Origin of the sequence: Kolteria novifilia (genome assembly GCA_007748055.1) — a bacterium.
Lineage (GTDB): Bacteria > Planctomycetota > Planctomycetia > Kolteriales > Kolteriaceae > Kolteria > Kolteria novifilia.
Genome location: CP036279.1, coordinates 334,670 through 349,137 on the forward strand (window position 1 = coordinate 334,670; position 14,468 = coordinate 349,137).

At 61.8% G+C, this 14,468-nt stretch carries 17 protein-coding genes; 8 read left to right on the forward strand and 9 right to left on the reverse strand.

The genetic code is table 11. The features are described 5' to 3' along the window. The first annotated feature begins 39 nt into the window (after window positions 1–39). Window positions 40–537 (forward strand): Hsp20/alpha crystallin family protein, encoded by a 498-nt coding sequence (locus Pan216_RS01190; RefSeq protein WP_145253651.1) that lies wholly within the window; start codon window positions 40–42, stop codon window positions 535–537. Beyond that, window positions 530–949 carry a VOC family protein gene (locus Pan216_RS01195; RefSeq protein ID WP_419193133.1) on the forward strand — a complete coding sequence of 140 codons (420 nt, stop codon included), beginning with the start codon at window positions 530–532 and terminating at the stop codon, window positions 947–949. The genes Pan216_RS01190 and Pan216_RS01195 overlap by 8 nt, the downstream gene beginning before the upstream one ends. Here Pan216_RS01195 and Pan216_RS01200 read toward each other — a convergent pair whose 3' ends face one another. Beyond that, entirely contained in the window at window positions 950–1,060 is a 111-nt protein-coding gene (locus tag Pan216_RS01200; RefSeq protein ID WP_145253654.1) for a 30S ribosomal protein THX, read from the reverse strand. 204 nt (window positions 1,061–1,264) lie between these two features. Between Pan216_RS01200 and Pan216_RS01205 the strand changes: the two genes are divergently transcribed. Next, on the forward strand, window positions 1,265–2,458 hold the full coding sequence (locus Pan216_RS01205) for a glycosyltransferase (RefSeq protein ID WP_145253656.1): 1,194 nt from the start codon (window positions 1,265–1,267) through the stop codon (window positions 2,456–2,458). A gap of 40 nt (window positions 2,459–2,498) precedes the next feature. On the opposite strand, the gene Pan216_RS01210 is transcribed toward Pan216_RS01205, so the two are convergent. After that, entirely contained in the window at window positions 2,499–2,702 is a 204-nt protein-coding gene (locus Pan216_RS01210; protein WP_145253659.1) for a hypothetical protein, read from the reverse strand. A gap of 94 nt (window positions 2,703–2,796) precedes the next feature. After that, on the reverse strand, window positions 2,797–3,066 hold the full coding sequence (locus Pan216_RS01215) for a hypothetical protein (protein ID WP_145253662.1): 270 nt from the start codon (window positions 3,064–3,066) through the stop codon (window positions 2,797–2,799). Window positions 3,067–3,515: 449 nt separating this feature from the next. Here Pan216_RS01215 and Pan216_RS01220 point away from each other — a divergent pair, with 449 nt between their 5' ends. Then, entirely contained in the window at window positions 3,516–4,565 is a 1,050-nt protein-coding gene (locus tag Pan216_RS01220) for a DUF1559 domain-containing protein (protein ID WP_145253665.1), read from the forward strand. A 102-nt stretch (window positions 4,566–4,667) separates the two neighbouring features. On the opposite strand, the gene Pan216_RS01225 is transcribed toward Pan216_RS01220, so the two are convergent. After that, complete coding sequence (locus Pan216_RS01225) at window positions 4,668–5,111, reverse strand: cupin domain-containing protein (RefSeq protein ID WP_145253668.1); 444 nt, start codon at window positions 5,109–5,111, stop codon at window positions 4,668–4,670. Between the two features lie 86 nt (window positions 5,112–5,197). Here Pan216_RS01225 and Pan216_RS01230 point away from each other — a divergent pair, with 86 nt between their 5' ends. Beyond that, the gene (locus Pan216_RS01230) at window positions 5,198–5,560 is read left to right on the forward strand and encodes a winged helix-turn-helix transcriptional regulator (protein ID WP_145253671.1); all 363 of its coding nucleotides are present in this window, start codon (window positions 5,198–5,200) and stop codon (window positions 5,558–5,560) included. A gap of 129 nt (window positions 5,561–5,689) precedes the next feature. Then, window positions 5,690–6,517, forward strand: coding sequence for a plasmid pRiA4b ORF-3 family protein (locus Pan216_RS01235; protein ID WP_145253674.1), 828 nt, complete (start codon window positions 5,690–5,692; stop codon window positions 6,515–6,517). A gap of 64 nt (window positions 6,518–6,581) precedes the next feature. On the opposite strand, the gene Pan216_RS01240 is transcribed toward Pan216_RS01235, so the two are convergent. The 5 genes from Pan216_RS01240 to msrA form a co-directional block, all read right to left on the reverse strand. Beyond that, on the reverse strand, window positions 6,582–7,205 hold the full coding sequence (locus Pan216_RS01240; protein WP_419193134.1) for an SGNH/GDSL hydrolase family protein: 624 nt from the start codon (window positions 7,203–7,205) through the stop codon (window positions 6,582–6,584). 68 nt (window positions 7,206–7,273) lie between these two features. Beyond that, window positions 7,274–8,341, reverse strand: a complete 1,068-nt coding sequence (locus Pan216_RS01245; RefSeq protein WP_145253680.1) for a sodium:calcium antiporter — start codon at window positions 8,339–8,341, stop codon at window positions 7,274–7,276. 491 nt (window positions 8,342–8,832) lie between these two features. Further along, window positions 8,833–9,393, reverse strand: a complete 561-nt coding sequence (locus tag Pan216_RS01250; protein ID WP_145253683.1) for a DUF421 domain-containing protein — start codon at window positions 9,391–9,393, stop codon at window positions 8,833–8,835. Between the two features lie 567 nt (window positions 9,394–9,960). Further along, complete coding sequence (locus Pan216_RS27935) at window positions 9,961–10,095, reverse strand: hypothetical protein (RefSeq protein ID WP_419193135.1); 135 nt, start codon at window positions 10,093–10,095, stop codon at window positions 9,961–9,963. Window positions 10,096–10,839: 744 nt separating this feature from the next. Further along, window positions 10,840–11,379 (reverse strand): peptide-methionine (S)-S-oxide reductase MsrA, encoded by a 540-nt coding sequence (gene msrA / locus Pan216_RS01255; protein ID WP_145253686.1) that lies wholly within the window; start codon window positions 11,377–11,379, stop codon window positions 10,840–10,842. Window positions 11,380–11,808: 429 nt separating this feature from the next. On the opposite strand from msrA, the gene Pan216_RS01260 reads away from it, so the two are divergent. Both Pan216_RS01260 and Pan216_RS01265 read left to right on the forward strand, forming a co-directional pair. Next, complete coding sequence (locus Pan216_RS01260; protein ID WP_419193136.1) at window positions 11,809–13,227, forward strand: sulfatase-like hydrolase/transferase; 1,419 nt, start codon at window positions 11,809–11,811, stop codon at window positions 13,225–13,227. A gap of 103 nt (window positions 13,228–13,330) precedes the next feature. Continuing rightward, on the forward strand, window positions 13,331–14,083 hold the full coding sequence (locus Pan216_RS01265) for a DUF4198 domain-containing protein (RefSeq protein WP_145253691.1): 753 nt from the start codon (window positions 13,331–13,333) through the stop codon (window positions 14,081–14,083). The last annotated feature ends 385 nt before the right edge of the window (window positions 14,084–14,468 follow it).

A 14,468-nucleotide genomic window follows, 5' to 3' on the forward strand; every position in this document is an offset into this window, starting at 1 on the left:
GTTCGAACGGAGTTCAGGCTGCTTTTTGAAGGGATACCGATGGCCAAGCCCAGGGTTCGCAAACAACGGGAATCCGACCTCCCCCCCGCGGAGGAGCCTTCTCATTCGCTGCTACACCGGTTGCGCGACGAGTTCAATTCCGTCTTCGATCGGCTCACCGGCGGACAGTGGAACATGTACCCCGTCTACTCGGACATCTTGAACGACGAGTACGAACCGGTCGTGGAGATCGCCGAGACCGACAAGGACATCGTCCTGACGATGGAGATTCCCGGCGTCGACGTCAAATCCCTCGACGTCGCGGTCGCGGATACGTCGGTCAAAATCCGGGGCGAGAAGAATCAGAGCTCGGCGGGGGAGGAGTGCGAGATTCATCACTGCGAACGGCAGTATGGCAAATTCAACCGCGTGGTGACGTTACCAGTGGCGATCGACGCCGATCAAGTCAAAGCGAAGTACGGCCACGGCATCCTCACCGTGCGGCTCGCCAAGCTGAAGGCCACTCACAAGAAGAAGGTGCCGATCGACATTGAGTGAGGCGACCGAAAACCTGAGCCCCGCGGTGACGATCGAATCGCTCGATCATCTCGTCCTCACGGTCAGCGACCTGGACGCAACGATCGCGTTCTACACGCGGGTGCTCGGGATGGAAGCGGTCACGTTCGGCGCGGGCCGCCGCGCCCTTCGTTTTGGCAGGCAAAAGATCAATCTTCACGAGGTGGGGCATCTCCACCCACCGGTCGCGGCCCAGGCGATCGCGGGATCGGCGGACCTTTGCTTGCTCACGTCGACGCCACTCACGACGGTGGCCCGTCATCTGGACGCCACGGGAACACCCATCATCGAAGGCCCCGTCCGCCGGACCGGAGCGACCGGACCGATCGAGTCCCTCTACGTGCGCGACCCCGACGGAAACCTCCTCGAGATCGCCCATCCGATGAGTGAGTAGTTACTTGCCGGCCGACTTCTTGCTCGTTTGGTTCGACTTCCGAGGGCGATGCTTGCCGAAAGTGCCCCGGCTGATCTTGCCCCGCTTGCTTCGCTTGTCACCTTTGCCCATGTAAGGTACTTCCTCGCTCTAGGTCTCTCGACGAAAAGGACGTTCGGCTATTCGCGACGATATCGCGTTCGCGAAATGGAATAGTGTACGCCAACGGCCCTGGAAGCCAACCACCCGAGACGTTTCCGGTCAAGTTCCATGGACCGACGTCATGCCCGCGTGGAGATTGTTCATCTCCTCGGGGACTTGCTTAGGACTCCCTCAATGGCACGCATCCTCTTCACTTGGGAACTCGGCCTCGGCATGGGGCACCTGCTGCCGCACCGGCCGACGGTCGAAACCCTTCTCGAACGAGGACACGAGATCTATTTCGCCTCCCGGAACCTCACTTCCCTGGGACGCGCCTTCGACGGCTTGCCCATCCGCATGCTGCAATCCCCCTACCGAAGCAGCCCCGTGTCGCCGTACTATCGCACCACCGCCACCTTCCCCCAAGTCATGAACGACAGCGGGTTCGACAACGCCAAGGACCTCTCCTCGCACGCGAACGCCTGGTGGCACTTGATCTCCACCATCGATCCGGCCATCGTCCTCTGCGATCACAGCCCCACGGCGCTGGTCGCGTTGCGGGCCCTTCCGCAGAAGAAGATCAACATCGGCGGCGGTTTCACTTGCCCCCCCGACGAGACCCCTTTCCGAGTCCTCGAACCCCGGCTGCGCTACACGCCCGAACAACTCGAGCGGGACGAAGCCCGAATTCTCGCCAACGCCAATGCCGCGATCGAGAGCCTTGGCGGAGCGCCACTCGAACGACTCGGCCAGCTCTTCGGCGAATTGGACGACACGATCATCTTCTCGTTTCAGGAGCTCGACCACTACGAGGACCGGGTCGGCGCGACCTATTGGGGACCTCCACCGCTCGTGCCGGGGGCCGCTCCCGAGTGGCCCGAGGGCGATGGCCCCAAGATCTTCGGCTACCTGAGAGCCTTCCCGATTCTCCCGACCGTCCTGGACCGGCTCAACGAGTTGGGACATCCGACCCTCATCTATCCCTCCGGGATCGATGAGTCGCTCCTCAAACGCTGCGAGTCCGCGACGCTCCGCTTTCAGCGGGATCGGCTCGACTTGGCCCACGTCCGGCGCGAGGCCGACTTGGCGATTCTCAACGCCAATCTCTCGACGACGATCGCGATGCTGATGGCCGGAATCCCGACGCTCATGTTTCCCGTGACGCTCGAGTCCCAGATGGTCGCCGCCAGAGCGGTCATGATGGGCGCGGGGCTGATGGTTCAGGGCAATCAACCCAACGAGGTCGTTCGCCAACTCGACCGAATGCTCGAATCGGACAAGTACGCCGCCAACGCGCGAGCGTTCGCCGATCGCTACGCCGACTGGGATTGCGACGCGTTCGGAACGCGGGTCGCCGATCGGGTGGAGGAATTGATTCGCGACGCGTGAGGGCCGGCCGCGATTCGTCGGTGAAGGGAAGGGGGACGCCTCACTCGAGTTCGGGGGGCGTCGGCAGCCAGTTGAAGTAGACCACGACCGCGATGAAGATCACCACGATGATCGCGATGTACACCGGGACCATGGGGGCCGTCTTCGGCGCGTAGGGCTCGAGGGCTCGCTGGCACTTCGGACAGACGGTCGCGTCGATCGAGACCTCGGCGTCGCAGTCGGGACAGTTGCGTGTCTCAGGCATGGGCGATCCACTTTCCCTCGTTGGCGGCTTCGCGCTTTCGGCAAGGTCGGGCAAACGAGACCGACGGCGGCTCACCACTCATGACAGGACCGCGTCACGTCTCATCCAAGGGATCATACGACATCGTCATCTCCGATGCGACCGGGGCGGCGGCCCGCGCCGGCGCCACTCGGGGACGCCGCGGCGGCCGGGCGAAGAGATCCTTCTCGGTGAACTCGAGCTTGAAGCTCGTCCGCAGGTCCGGGTCGCCCACCGCCGGGGTCTGGGTGTAGGTGTCTTTCTCGACGTAGAATCCGGCCGTCGTCTCGCAACCGGCCGCCACCAGCAGGCACAGGATGACGCTCAGTCGGTAAAGCGTGTTCATGAGAGATGCTCCAGACTCGCTGGACGCCCCTTCTGCTCCTCATCGGGAACGTGATTTGGTGCACTCACTCGCCCTCCCCGCGGGACCGGCGAGCCGTGCTCGTGGGACCATCATCCATGACGGCCAGCGTGCGAACGGCGGCAAAAGGTGTCGGAATTCAGAGGTGACAATCGATGGTATCGCCAGGCAACTGTCCAACAAAGGACCGAGGCTCGCGAAAGGAGCCAATCCGCGTCAAACAGCGCAAAGTTTGCCGGTCAGGAAACGTTTCGCTCGCGGAAGGAACCTCGATCAAGTCCGAACTGCACTTGCAATCGAACGTTTTTGGCTCAAGTCGCCGGGGAGGGGAGGGAGTTCCTGCTTGACAGGACCGGTCATCGCGAACTAGTGTTAAGAATGCTCGGGGGCGGGCACTCTATTCATCGTTCAATCAACCGGGAACCGAAAGCATGTCCAAAGGACGCAGGGCGTTACGCGCCTTTACCTTGGTGGAACTTCTCGTCGTGATCGCCATCATCGGCGTGCTCGTGGCACTCTTGTTGCCCGCCGTGCAGCAGGCTCGCGAGTCGGCCCGCCGCTCCCAGTGCCAAAACAACCTCAAACAGATCGGCGTCGCGCTGCACAACTACATTCAAGCCCATGGAACCCTGCCGCCGGGTCACATCCTCGACCCGATCGCCGGTGACGACGAGGGGCACTGGGTCTGGACCGCGTTTATTCTGCCCTACGTCGACAAGGCCCAACTCTACGACCGGCTCAACGTCGGCAACGCCCAAGCCAGCACGGCCCTGGGTCTCAACACCGAGGAGATGCAGGCTCGCTACAACACCTTTCGCTGCCCCTCCGACGACGGCCCCAACGCCTTCGACAGCGGCTACAGCGTCACGATCAACGGCACATCCATCAGTGCCATCGGCTATACCTTCGACGCCAATCCCGGTAGCGATAACACGGGTGTGTCGCTCACCAACTACGTCGCCGCCAACAACAACGCCTACGTTCGTGCCTACAAGGCCAGCGATCCCAACGACGGCGTCAGCGGGGCGACCGGCGTCTTCTACGAGAACAGCGCCACCAAGCTTCGCGACGTCAGCGACGGGATCAGCAAAACGGTTTTCGCCGGTGAGCGCTACTACAGCGGCGGGGGCAACAATCTCATGCTCGCCGCGATGATGCTCGCGATCCGCGGCAACAGCAGCCCCGGCAACGGCCCCACCGCCCAAGACAAGTCGGGCAACAGTGCCTCCAACCAAGGCATGACCTCCTACGCCGGTACGAGCCATTGGGGGATCAACCCACCCCTGACGGGGAACACCTCCCAAAACATGGCCTTCAGCAGCTCCCACCCCGGCGGAGCTCACTTCCTCTTCGGCGATGGTCGCGTCGCCTTCCTCAACGAGGCGATCGACAATCACTTCTACACCGGCGGCGGCACCGTCGACAGCCTCTTCGAACGGCTGATGTCCGCCTCCGACGGCCAGATCATCGACCAGTTCTGACCCGCCCGACACCGACGAACGCTGGGGCGATCCCGCCCGACACCGACGAACGCTGGGGCGATCCCGCCCCAGCATCGGCCTCCCTACACGAATCCCGCCGATCTACGATTTCGCCCACCGCGGTGGTTCGTCCACCAACTCGCCATCGGAGATCATCGCGCTGCCGCTCTCGCGGTTGGGAGCTTGGATCACGACGAAGACCAGTTCGGTCTGACCCGTGTTCCGCCAGGAGCGCCCGACCTCCGGCTCGCAGCGGATGCACGTCCCCGCCTCGATCGGCAAAAGCTCCCCGTCGGCGTGAAACTCCCCGCGCCCCGAGAGAAAGAGGTAGAGTTCCTCGTTAACGCGGTGCCGATGAACTTGGGGCATCGCCACCCCCGGCTTGAGGGCATTGAGCGAGACCTCCATCCCCTTCATTCCCAGCCGTCCCTTGAGAAAGCACTTCGGCACCGCCGGCATCCCGGGGATCGCGAAGAGTTGGTCGCCCCAGGTCTCCATCGGCCCGGCCTCGTAGCGGCGGATCGTTCCCGATTCACTCGTCACCATGTCCTTCTCCCTCGAATCGAATAGATTGTCTTTTGCAAGGAACTTTGAACGATAGCGGCTTTCATTGCATTTTGCAAGGTATCATCGTGGCGAACAGGAAGAAGAAACCGACCCTCGACCGACGCTCCAACTGCCCCGTCGCCTGCGTCCTCGACCTCGTCGGCGACAAGTGGACGCTGCTGGTCGTCCGCGATCTGGCCCTCGGCGTCACCCACTTCGAGGAGTTCCTCGACTCCCCCGAGAAGATCGCGACCAACATCCTCTCGGACCGGCTCAAGAGACTCCAAGCCGCCGGCTACATCACCAAGGAGACTGAACCCGCCGACAAGCGAAAGTCGATCTATACCTTCACGGAACGGGGCAAGGAACTTAAAACGCTAATGGGGTTGCTTGCTCGTTGGGGACTCAAGAATATCCCCAACACCTCGGCCGAGCACCCGGAGTTGTGAGATCCTCGCGAACGTCACCCGCCCCGCGGCGCTCGTGATGGCCGGGGCAATAGGACACGGTCGACGCGGACAGCAACCCCGAGGAGTGTCAACCAATACGCTTCATGCTCACTTGAAGAGGGAAGACGCATGCCGGAGACGTCGATTGACGTTCGACTCACCCAGACGCAGCGCACCTTCGTCGCCGAGTTGACGCCCGAACTCACCGAACGACTTTGCGTCGAGAAGAAGCAACCGCGGTCGATTGCCTTCACCAAGGCCGAGCTTCTCATCACCCGGCAAACCGTACGGCAACTCGCTCTCAAGGAGGAACACGGCACCAAGCGAATCTTTCTCCAACGCTTGGTTGACAGACTCAGCGAGGCACTCGGCGATGCCACGAAGATCGCGGCGACTCCCGTCACCAAGCGATGCTACCAGCTCAAGATCACCCTCATCGGCTCCGATCCGCCCATCTGGCGGCGAATCCAAATGAACCACGGGACGCTCGACGAGCTTCATCACCACATTCAGCTCGCCATGGGCTGGACCAACTCGCATCTGCACCAGTTCATCATCAACGACGAGTACTACGTCGATATCCACATTCTCGGCGAAGATGACGATTTCTCCAGGAGTCGGGATTCGACCAGGACGAAGCTCAGTGGTCTCCTGCCCCGAAACGGCAAGCCAGTGTCATTCCTCTACGAGTACGACTTCGGGGATAGCTGGGAGCACGAAGTCATCCTCGAAGGCTGGTTGCCCCTCGACAACAACGTCCGGTACCCGCGTTGCCTGGAAGGCGCGCGAGCCTGTCCCCCGGAAGATGTCGGAGGCATATGGGGATACGACGAGTACCTTGAAATCTTGGCCGATCCCAGTCACGAACGTCACCAGTGGATGCTCATGTGGGGCGGCCCATTCGATCCCGAGGCGTTCGACGTCGAGCAAACCACCAAGGCGATGCAAGAGGGCTAGTGCATCTCCAGTTCCAATTGCCACGAGATCCGCGGCGACAACCGAGGCCCAGTAATGCGGTCCGCTAACCTCTCGCCCCGCACTCGTCGACCAAGAACCGCTTGGTCAGCTCGAAGAGCCGTTGGTGGCACGCGGCGTTGCCATGCAAGCCGTCCGAAGAGAGCAGGGGCGTCATGTCGGTCTCTCGAAACATACCGAAGAAGTCGAGGACCTTCACGCCAAGCGATTCCGCCACCTCGACCAGGATCGCCATGTATCGGCGGGCGTCGTCGAGACAGTAGTAAGCGTTCGTGTAGCGGTAGGGGCGGGTCCGCGACTCGTCGAAGGGGTAAGCAGTCATCACCACGGCGGGGGCGACCGACTGGGCCTTGGTGAGAAGCTCCCTCATCAGGTCGGCGAATACCTCGGGCGACGTCGCGATCGGCCCATCGGGAGCATCGCGGCGATGGCAGTCGTTGTAACCGGGATAGATCAGCAGCAGATGCGGCTTGCGAGTCCTTGCTTCGGGAACGATCCGCTCAAGCAGTTCCGGCGTCCGCTCGCCCCAGATCCCCAGACCGAAGACGCGATTCTTCTCGTCGTTGGCTTCATGCCACAACTTTAGCCGGTTGACGAAGCCCCCCATCTCCGTGTCCGCGGTGCCGTAGATGGTGCTCGAACCGAAGACCGCGATCCGTCGAGGGTGCATGCGTTCGCCTTCGCACTTGGGAGATCGCCTACGCTGGTCCGACCGTTCCGATTCATCGCCCACGGATGCTAAGTCGTTCCTGAGATCGTGTAGAGAATGAAGAGACTTAGGATGTAGATACTCGCGACCCAACAGGAGTCGATCCCCATCCGGGCGACGGTCCGATCGCGCCGTTCGAGCAGCCCCCATAGGTAGAGACTCGTCAGGATGATGCCCACTCCCCCCATGAAGACCACCGATTGATCGACCGCATTGACGATGGGACCGCCAAGGTACGCCAAATCGCTCGGCAAGAGCAGCGCGACTTCGAGCGAGTTCGTCCCGAAAATGTTCGAGATCGCCATCGTGTAGCCGCCTAGACGGATCGCCCCCGCCGTGGTGCTGATCTCCGGCAGCGAAGTGGTCATCGCCACGAAGGTCGCCCCGACGAAGCCGCCCGCGAGCCCCGTTTGCTCCGCCAACGCATCGGCCGTGGATGAGACCAGGAATCCACCCAACAGGACCAACGAGCAAACGATGGCGAATCCCGCCCAAAGTCGAATGAGACTACTCGGCGACTTGAATCCGACTTCTTCCTGGCGCTTCTTCTCCGTTTCGCCCGGCGTCTCCGGCAACTCCGCCGGCACCCACGCCTCATTCCGCGCGAAGCGATTCATCGCCACCAGGGAGAGGAGATAGACCGCCATGATCACCCACGGCCAAAACCCAAGGTAGCCGAACAGCGAAATGTCGCCCGAGGCGATCGCCGTCACCCCGACCGCGATCTGCAGCGTCAGCAGCACCCCGCTCAGCAGCAACACCGGCTCGGGCGCCGCGAAGGTGAGCGCCCCTTTGACCATGAGGAAGTCGATCAACGCCAACAGCGCCAGTTGCATCGCGACGCCGCCGAAGAGGTTGTTCACCGCCAGCGAGGCATTCCCAAGTCCGCTCGCGGTCACCGTCGTCGCGATCTCCGGCAACGACGTCGCTCCCCCCAGAAGCAAGGCTCCCGCGAGCGCCTTGGTGATCCCGGTTCGCTCGGAGATTTCATCCGCCGTTTGCGCCAGCCGGTTGCCAGCAAACCACACCAAGCAGGCTCCAGTGAGAAAGACGCCAAGATTCAGCCAAATCGGGTAGGTCGCCAGATCGAAGCTCACGTGGATTCCTCTCCTTCTTTGCCGATCGTCCCCTTTGCGGTCTTCCCTATCGCAGCCCGTTGATCTATTCGCTGCCGACTGCGAACGGCTCTTTTGACCAATCTGGGCGTTGACAAACCTCGACGAATCGACGGATTCGCCTGCGCTTTTCCTCCTTGATCTTGGCCAACATGGCTCGTTCTGGCCCTGGACCGCTTAAATCAACGCTCTGCTAGTGTCTTGATTGGTTAGTTCATTGACGAAAAGACTCTTGGGCGCCATGCCCACGCTGGTCGTGGGCATGCGGAAAACGCCTATGATTGGGCAATCTTCCGCACCATCGGAGGGCCGAGATTTGATGTAACGAACTTGCCAATCAGGACATTGGCCGGTCGCCATTCTCTAGGAACCCGGCCCAAACTCCCATCGAGATTTCCTCTTCGGAAACCAACCTCCATGCGGACAACAAGGACCCCCGATCGGAGCCCTCCCGCACCGAGGGACGCCAGCATTCACCGAGTCTCGCGGCTTTCGCCGACCCCCGCCAACTCCTCGTAGCCGGGAAGCGAATCGACCGTGTCGAGTTCCCCATCCTTCCCCTTGATCACGACAGACATCTCCGCGTCCGGTTCGAGCGTCACCACCGCGACCTCCCGCAGTGACCCGATTCCCCGTTCGCGAATCGCCGAGATGATCTCGCCTCGGCAAACGCGTTGTTTTCTCATCTCCGCATCGTCAAACTGCTCGTTGGCGTAGAGGATGGAAGGCGTCGCCAGGAAGAGCCCCCGCGCCCATTCCCAGTGACTCGTCGCCGTCGTCAGCAGATATTGAAAGCCCAACAGCAGCGCCATCGCGAGCGCCCCATCCGCGACGGTCACGTCCTTCAGGATTGCCATCGACGCGAAGACCGAGCCGACCGCGACGGTCACCATCCAATCAAAGTTGTTCATCTTCGACGTCGACCGCTTTCCCGCGAGCCGCACGTAGACGATCAAGATGAGGTAGCCGACCAACGCGCTGACGGCGATCTTGTAGAGGCTGTCCCACGACTCAAACCACGCCGAGTTTCCCAACGCTCACCTCCGCATCCCGATCGTCGCCCTCCACCACCAACGCAGCGGCCCGATGGCGACGTGTTTCTCCCACCGCGCGTCCATCGTTGCAAATCGCTCGCCATTCGCGGCATTCTTTCGACATCCCCGAAACGCGACCCGTCTTCTCCCCTCTCCCGCCGGGAGACGGGCCAGGGGTGAGGGGGTTCGTCTTCACAAACGCTTCTTGAGAAACCAGACGTCAAGCTCAGACGACCTGGACCATCGCTGACCATGGCCCCTCCCAACTGGTCGCTCACGAACCAGCCACGCGAGACCTCGACTCCCTCTATGTCGAGGCAATTCGCCACCCGCGAACAGACAGCCATTGGACGGCTAGCAGCCCGTTGACCTATTCGATGCAGGCTACGAACGGCCCTCTTGACCAATCTCGGCGTCCACAAAACTCGACGAATCCACAGATTCGCCTCCGTTTCTTCTCCTTGATCTTGGCCAACATGGCTCGTTCCCGCCTTGGCCCGCTTAAATCAACGGACTGCTAGTGCCCTGGTCCATCGAAATCGTTGGGGCTTGACGGTGCGCTTGCCCCTACCGAACGTGGCCGACAACGAGGACATCGCCGTCGGGATCGGGCACGCCGAGGTAGGCATCCCAGCGCATGTCCAGATGGCGCGTCGGGTTCGGCCGCGGCATCTTCCCGTAGGGCAGGCCATTGCCTGCCATTCTCTTCTCTCGTGACATGTCTCCGCCGGTTGGAGCGACCAAGCCTCAACCCGAGGCCTTCACCGTTGGCCTTGCCATCCGCAACCTGTGGCGGTGGGTCAAGCATCCACCCGACGTGAATTCAACGGCAACGCCATCGACTAGCACTTCCTCAACGCCAGCGCCGTCGACTAGCACTTCCTCAACGCCAACGCCGTCGACTAGCACTTCCTCAACGCCAACGCCGTCGACTAGGCTCCGTCTCAAAAGTCGGCTCTGGCTTCGGCTGGCTGCGTCGGCGCGGGACTTTGTCGGGCTGCATCGACGAATCCAGTGGATTCGCCTGCTTCGCCCTCCTCGTCCCGCACCAACTCGCTGAGCCTCGGACCAACGATCAACTTTTGAGACGAAGCCTAGCACTTCCTCAACGGCAACGCCGTCGACTAGCACTTCTTCAACGGCAACGCCGTTGTCTAGTGAAGCCCAGGGTCGCGCTTCGCGCACCCTGGGTACCAACCGGCCATCCTCCAAACGCCGAAGGTGTTTTCTAACCCTTCGCACCAGGCGTTTCCTCCGCTAGAAAAACCCTTCCAGGGTTTCCGGCGCTCGGCGCGATCCCATCTTCATTGGGCAATGCTTTCGGCATAGGACCCGGCCATCAACGCGGCATTGCCTGTCGCACCGAGCACACTTCCAGACATGACCACGTCGGACGAGGAAGGCGAGGTTCAGCCTCCCGTAACTTCCGGACGACGGGCGGACGCCTTACACCTCTTGGCGCTTCTCGGCGAAGTGGGTGCGGAATTTGTCGAGCTTGGGTTTGACCACGAACTGACAATAGGGCTGGGTGCTGTTCTCGGCGTAGTAGTTCTGATGATAGTCCTCGGCCGGATAGAAAACCGGGGCCGGGACGATCTCGGTGATGATGGGATTGGGGTAGGTGCCGGAAGCGTCGAGTTGGGCCTTGATCGCCTCGGCGGTCGCGCGCTGGTCGTCGTCGTGGACGAAGATGGCCGAGCGGTACTGGGTGCCGACGTCGTTGCCCTGGCGGTTGAGCGTCGTCGGGTCGTGGATCGCGAAGAAGATCTCGAGGATCTCCGCGTAGCTGACGACCTCGGGATCGAAGGTAACTTGGATCACTTCGGCGTGGTCGGTGGTGCCGCCGCAGACCTGGTGGTAGTTGGGGTTCTCGACGGTGCCGCCGGTGTAGCCCGAGACGACTCCGCTGACGCCGCGCAGCTCGAGGAAAACTGCCTCGAGGCACCAGAAACAACCACCCCCGAGTGTCGCTACCTGCGTCGCCATCGTTCCGCCTTCACTGCAGAATCTTGTCGGAGCCGAAAAAGTCGCTCCGTGCCCTCCCATCATAGGACACCGGCAACGACGGTCACGAGGGAAGGAGGGGAAGACGTCGGTTCGGTCACACGAGCATGGCGGCGACCCGTCTCGTCGGTCGCGTGGTGGCGATTGCCGGCCATTTGGGAGTGATTTAGCTCCATTCTGGGCCCGATTCGGACCGATTTGGGCCCGTTTTGCGCCAAAGTGGCCCGATTCTCGACCAAAATGCCCCTCAAACGGTCGCCGAGCGACCGGTCCGAGCGTCGAGTTCGGCCCGAGAGACTGCCGAGGGCCGGTGATGGGGGCTTGCATCCCCGCACTTTGTTGATTAACTTTAGAAATGATATCGACGGCATTGGCCTGTCCCTCGGTACGCGTGCGGAGTGGTGCTCCTCCATGAATCGTCGCGGCGCGATGTTGATCCTCATCACCCTTGGGCTCCTTTCGACCCGGGCGCTCCAAGCCGCTGACGGTCCCGGCCGGCCTCCCAATATCGTCTTTATCCTCATCGATGACATGGGATACGGCGACCTGAGCTTGACCGGAAACGAACGGGTCCAAACGAGATCCCTCGATCGGCTCGTCCGCGAGGGTCTTCTCCTGACGCAGTTCTATGTCGCGTCGCCGATCTGCTCCCCGTCACGGGTGGCGTTCACCACGGGGCAGTACCCGGCTCGGCACTTGATCCACTCCTACCTCGCATCCCGCAAGCGCAATCGTGACCGAGGGATGCGCGATTTCCTCGACCCTCGCGCCCCGTCGCTGGCCAGGACGCTCCAACAGGCCGGCTACGCCACGGCTCACTTCGGCAAATGGCACATGGGGGGAGGCCGCGACGTCGGCAATGCTCCCTTACCCCAGGCCTACGGCTTCGACGAGTCGCTGACGTCGTTCGAAGGGCTCGGCGATCGGGTCCTGCCGCCGGGGGGACTTTCGGAAGAGAGCGCCTTGCTCGGCCGCGGCACCATCCGTCGTGCCCCCAAGCACCAACTCACCGAGATCTACGTCGATCGGGCGATCGATTTCGTCGAAAACCATCGCGATCGGCCCTTCTATCTCCAGCTTTGGCTCAACGATGTTCACGATAGCCATCGGCCTAGCAAAGAGGCTCTCGCGCGGGTGGCGTCATCCGACCATCCGCTGCATCAGCGTTTTCACGCCGTTCTCGACGAAATGGATCGGCAACTCGGACGGTTGGTCCGCGCCATTGACGACGCGGGGCTTGGCGAGGAGACGCTCATCCTGGTCACGAGTGACAATGGCCCGACCGCTTGGCCCCGCTACTACAAGGAAGGCGGCGAGCCGCCCGGTAGCACCGCGGGGTTTCGGGGGCGGAAGTGGAGCCTGTACGAAGGGGGCATCCGCATGCCGCTGATCGCTCGCTGGAAGGGAACGATCCCGGCCGGGCAGGTCGACGACCAGACTATCATGACCGCCGTCGATTTTCTCCCGACACTCGCGAGTATTTCGAACGCCGATCCCAACTCGGACTCCGATGGCGTCGATGTGAGCAGCGCCTTGCTTGGTTCACCACGGGAGCGTCGCCCGGCGATCTTCTGGGAGTACGGCCGCGATGGTCAATACCTGCGCCCCGGCGCCGAGCCCGATCGAAGCCCCAATTTGGCGATGAGGGACGGACGGTGGAAGTTCCTCGTCAATGAAGACGGCACGCGCCCGGAACTTTACGACCTCGCTCGCGATGAGCGGGAACAACGGAACCTCGCGGGCGAGAAGCCGGAGTTGGTGGATCGATACTCGAAGAAACTGCTCGGCTGGCGATGCTCCCTCCCGTCGCTGGACGCGAGCAAGCCCTGAGGGAACGGCAGCGGTCGAGGGGTAGGGCTCGAAAGAACGTCGCGAGACGCTTAAGATAGCGCCAGGTAGATTTGCGAACCGCCTTGCTTCGAGGGAACGTCCCATGTCCGCTCAGCGACCCAGTTTGATCGCCGCCACGCTCCTAGCCCTGGCTCTTCCGAGTGGTGCCTTCGCTCACTCGCTTTGGGTGGAAGCCTGGGAGCTGGGAAAGAGCCAAGAGGTTCGAGCCGGCTACGGCCACCCCGACGAGTGGGAGCCGAACTGGGAAGACCTTCTGAAGCGAACTCGCTTTGGATTATTGCTCCCCAATGGTACCCAACGACCACTCGAATTGACGTTTGATCGCGAAACGGGGATGTCGAAGGCAATGATTGGAGACGAACGCATGGGGATCGTCGTCGGCCGCGTCACGCTCGGACTCGAACGGGTCGCCGGCGACCAACACGTGCTCGTCGAACAAAGCGCCAAGGCGATCCTCGGCAAGCCGGATCGTTGGAGCGCTCGGCCAATGGCGAAGACTCGCTTCGAGCTCGTCCCGAGCCTCAAGGATGGAGAGTTGACGATCACGGCCTTTTCGAAGGGCCAACCGGTCGAGGGAGCCCGGGTCGTCCTGCACGGTCCGAAGCTCGACGAAGCCGCGTCGGTGACGGGAGCCGACGGCAAGGTCCGCTTCCCCAGCGAGGGAATGGGCCGCTACGCCATCTCGGCCGAGTTGACATTTCCCGAGACGGGCGAGTTCGACGGGAAGAGCTACAGCGCCGTGACCGAAACCAACAGCATCACATTCGAGCTACCCAAGGGAAGCGTCGACAGGAGTCCGTCAAGCGAGTCGGTTGATCCAACGATCGGGAACTAGACGTCGTACCAAGAAGTGGCTCCGAAGGCGTTGGGCCGATGATTAACGATCGGGCAACGCCAGGGGTCCAATCGGTTCGCCTGCGGCTGAAGCGTAGACCCGATTCTCATTCCGTGTTATCGAAATGAGGAACATTCTCATATTGAAAGAGGATGCGCCGTTTCCGAATCGCCCGATTTCAGCATTAGTGAGATTAGTTTAGAATTGATCTCGGATCTCAATGCGTCGCGAAAGTCGATGAACGGTACAGTTTTACGCCGTCAGACCTCGGCAAATTCCTGCGCCGAATGATTCCCAATCCTTTGCTGTAACGCCTTACGAGTCCTGCACTTTTGAGGTCATCTTCAGGCACCCGGCGCGGGCGCCCCTCCATCCACCCAAGCAA

Bases quoted from the DNA above. Each gene is read 5' to 3' on its own strand.
- Pan216_RS01190 (WP_145253651.1), top strand. From the start codon at position 40: ATGGCCAAGCCCAGGGTTCGCAAACAACGGGAATCCGACCTCCCCCCC.
- Pan216_RS01200 (WP_145253654.1), bottom strand. From the start codon at position 1,060: ATGGGCAAAGGTGACAAGCGAAGCAAGCGGGGCAAGATCAGCCGGGGC.
- Pan216_RS01205 (WP_145253656.1), top strand. From the start codon at position 1,265: ATGGCACGCATCCTCTTCACTTGGGAACTCGGCCTCGGCATGGGGCAC.
- Pan216_RS01210 (WP_145253659.1), bottom strand. From the start codon at position 2,702: ATGCCTGAGACACGCAACTGTCCCGACTGCGACGCCGAGGTCTCGATC.
- Pan216_RS01215 (WP_145253662.1), bottom strand. From the start codon at position 3,066: ATGAACACGCTTTACCGACTGAGCGTCATCCTGTGCCTGCTGGTGGCG.
- Pan216_RS01220 (WP_145253665.1), top strand. From the start codon at position 3,516: ATGTCCAAAGGACGCAGGGCGTTACGCGCCTTTACCTTGGTGGAACTT.
- Pan216_RS01225 (WP_145253668.1), bottom strand. From the start codon at position 5,111: ATGGTGACGAGTGAATCGGGAACGATCCGCCGCTACGAGGCCGGGCCG.
- Pan216_RS01235 (WP_145253674.1), top strand. From the start codon at position 5,690: ATGCCGGAGACGTCGATTGACGTTCGACTCACCCAGACGCAGCGCACC.
- Pan216_RS01240 (WP_419193134.1), bottom strand. From the start codon at position 7,205: ATGCACCCTCGACGGATCGCGGTCTTCGGTTCGAGCACCATCTACGGC.
- Pan216_RS27935 (WP_419193135.1), bottom strand. From the start codon at position 10,095: ATGGCAGGCAATGGCCTGCCCTACGGGAAGATGCCGCGGCCGAACCCG.
- msrA (WP_145253686.1), bottom strand. From the start codon at position 11,379: ATGGCGACGCAGGTAGCGACACTCGGGGGTGGTTGTTTCTGGTGCCTC.
- Pan216_RS01260 (WP_419193136.1), top strand. From the start codon at position 11,809: ATGAATCGTCGCGGCGCGATGTTGATCCTCATCACCCTTGGGCTCCTT.
- Pan216_RS01265 (WP_145253691.1), top strand. From the start codon at position 13,331: ATGTCCGCTCAGCGACCCAGTTTGATCGCCGCCACGCTCCTAGCCCTG.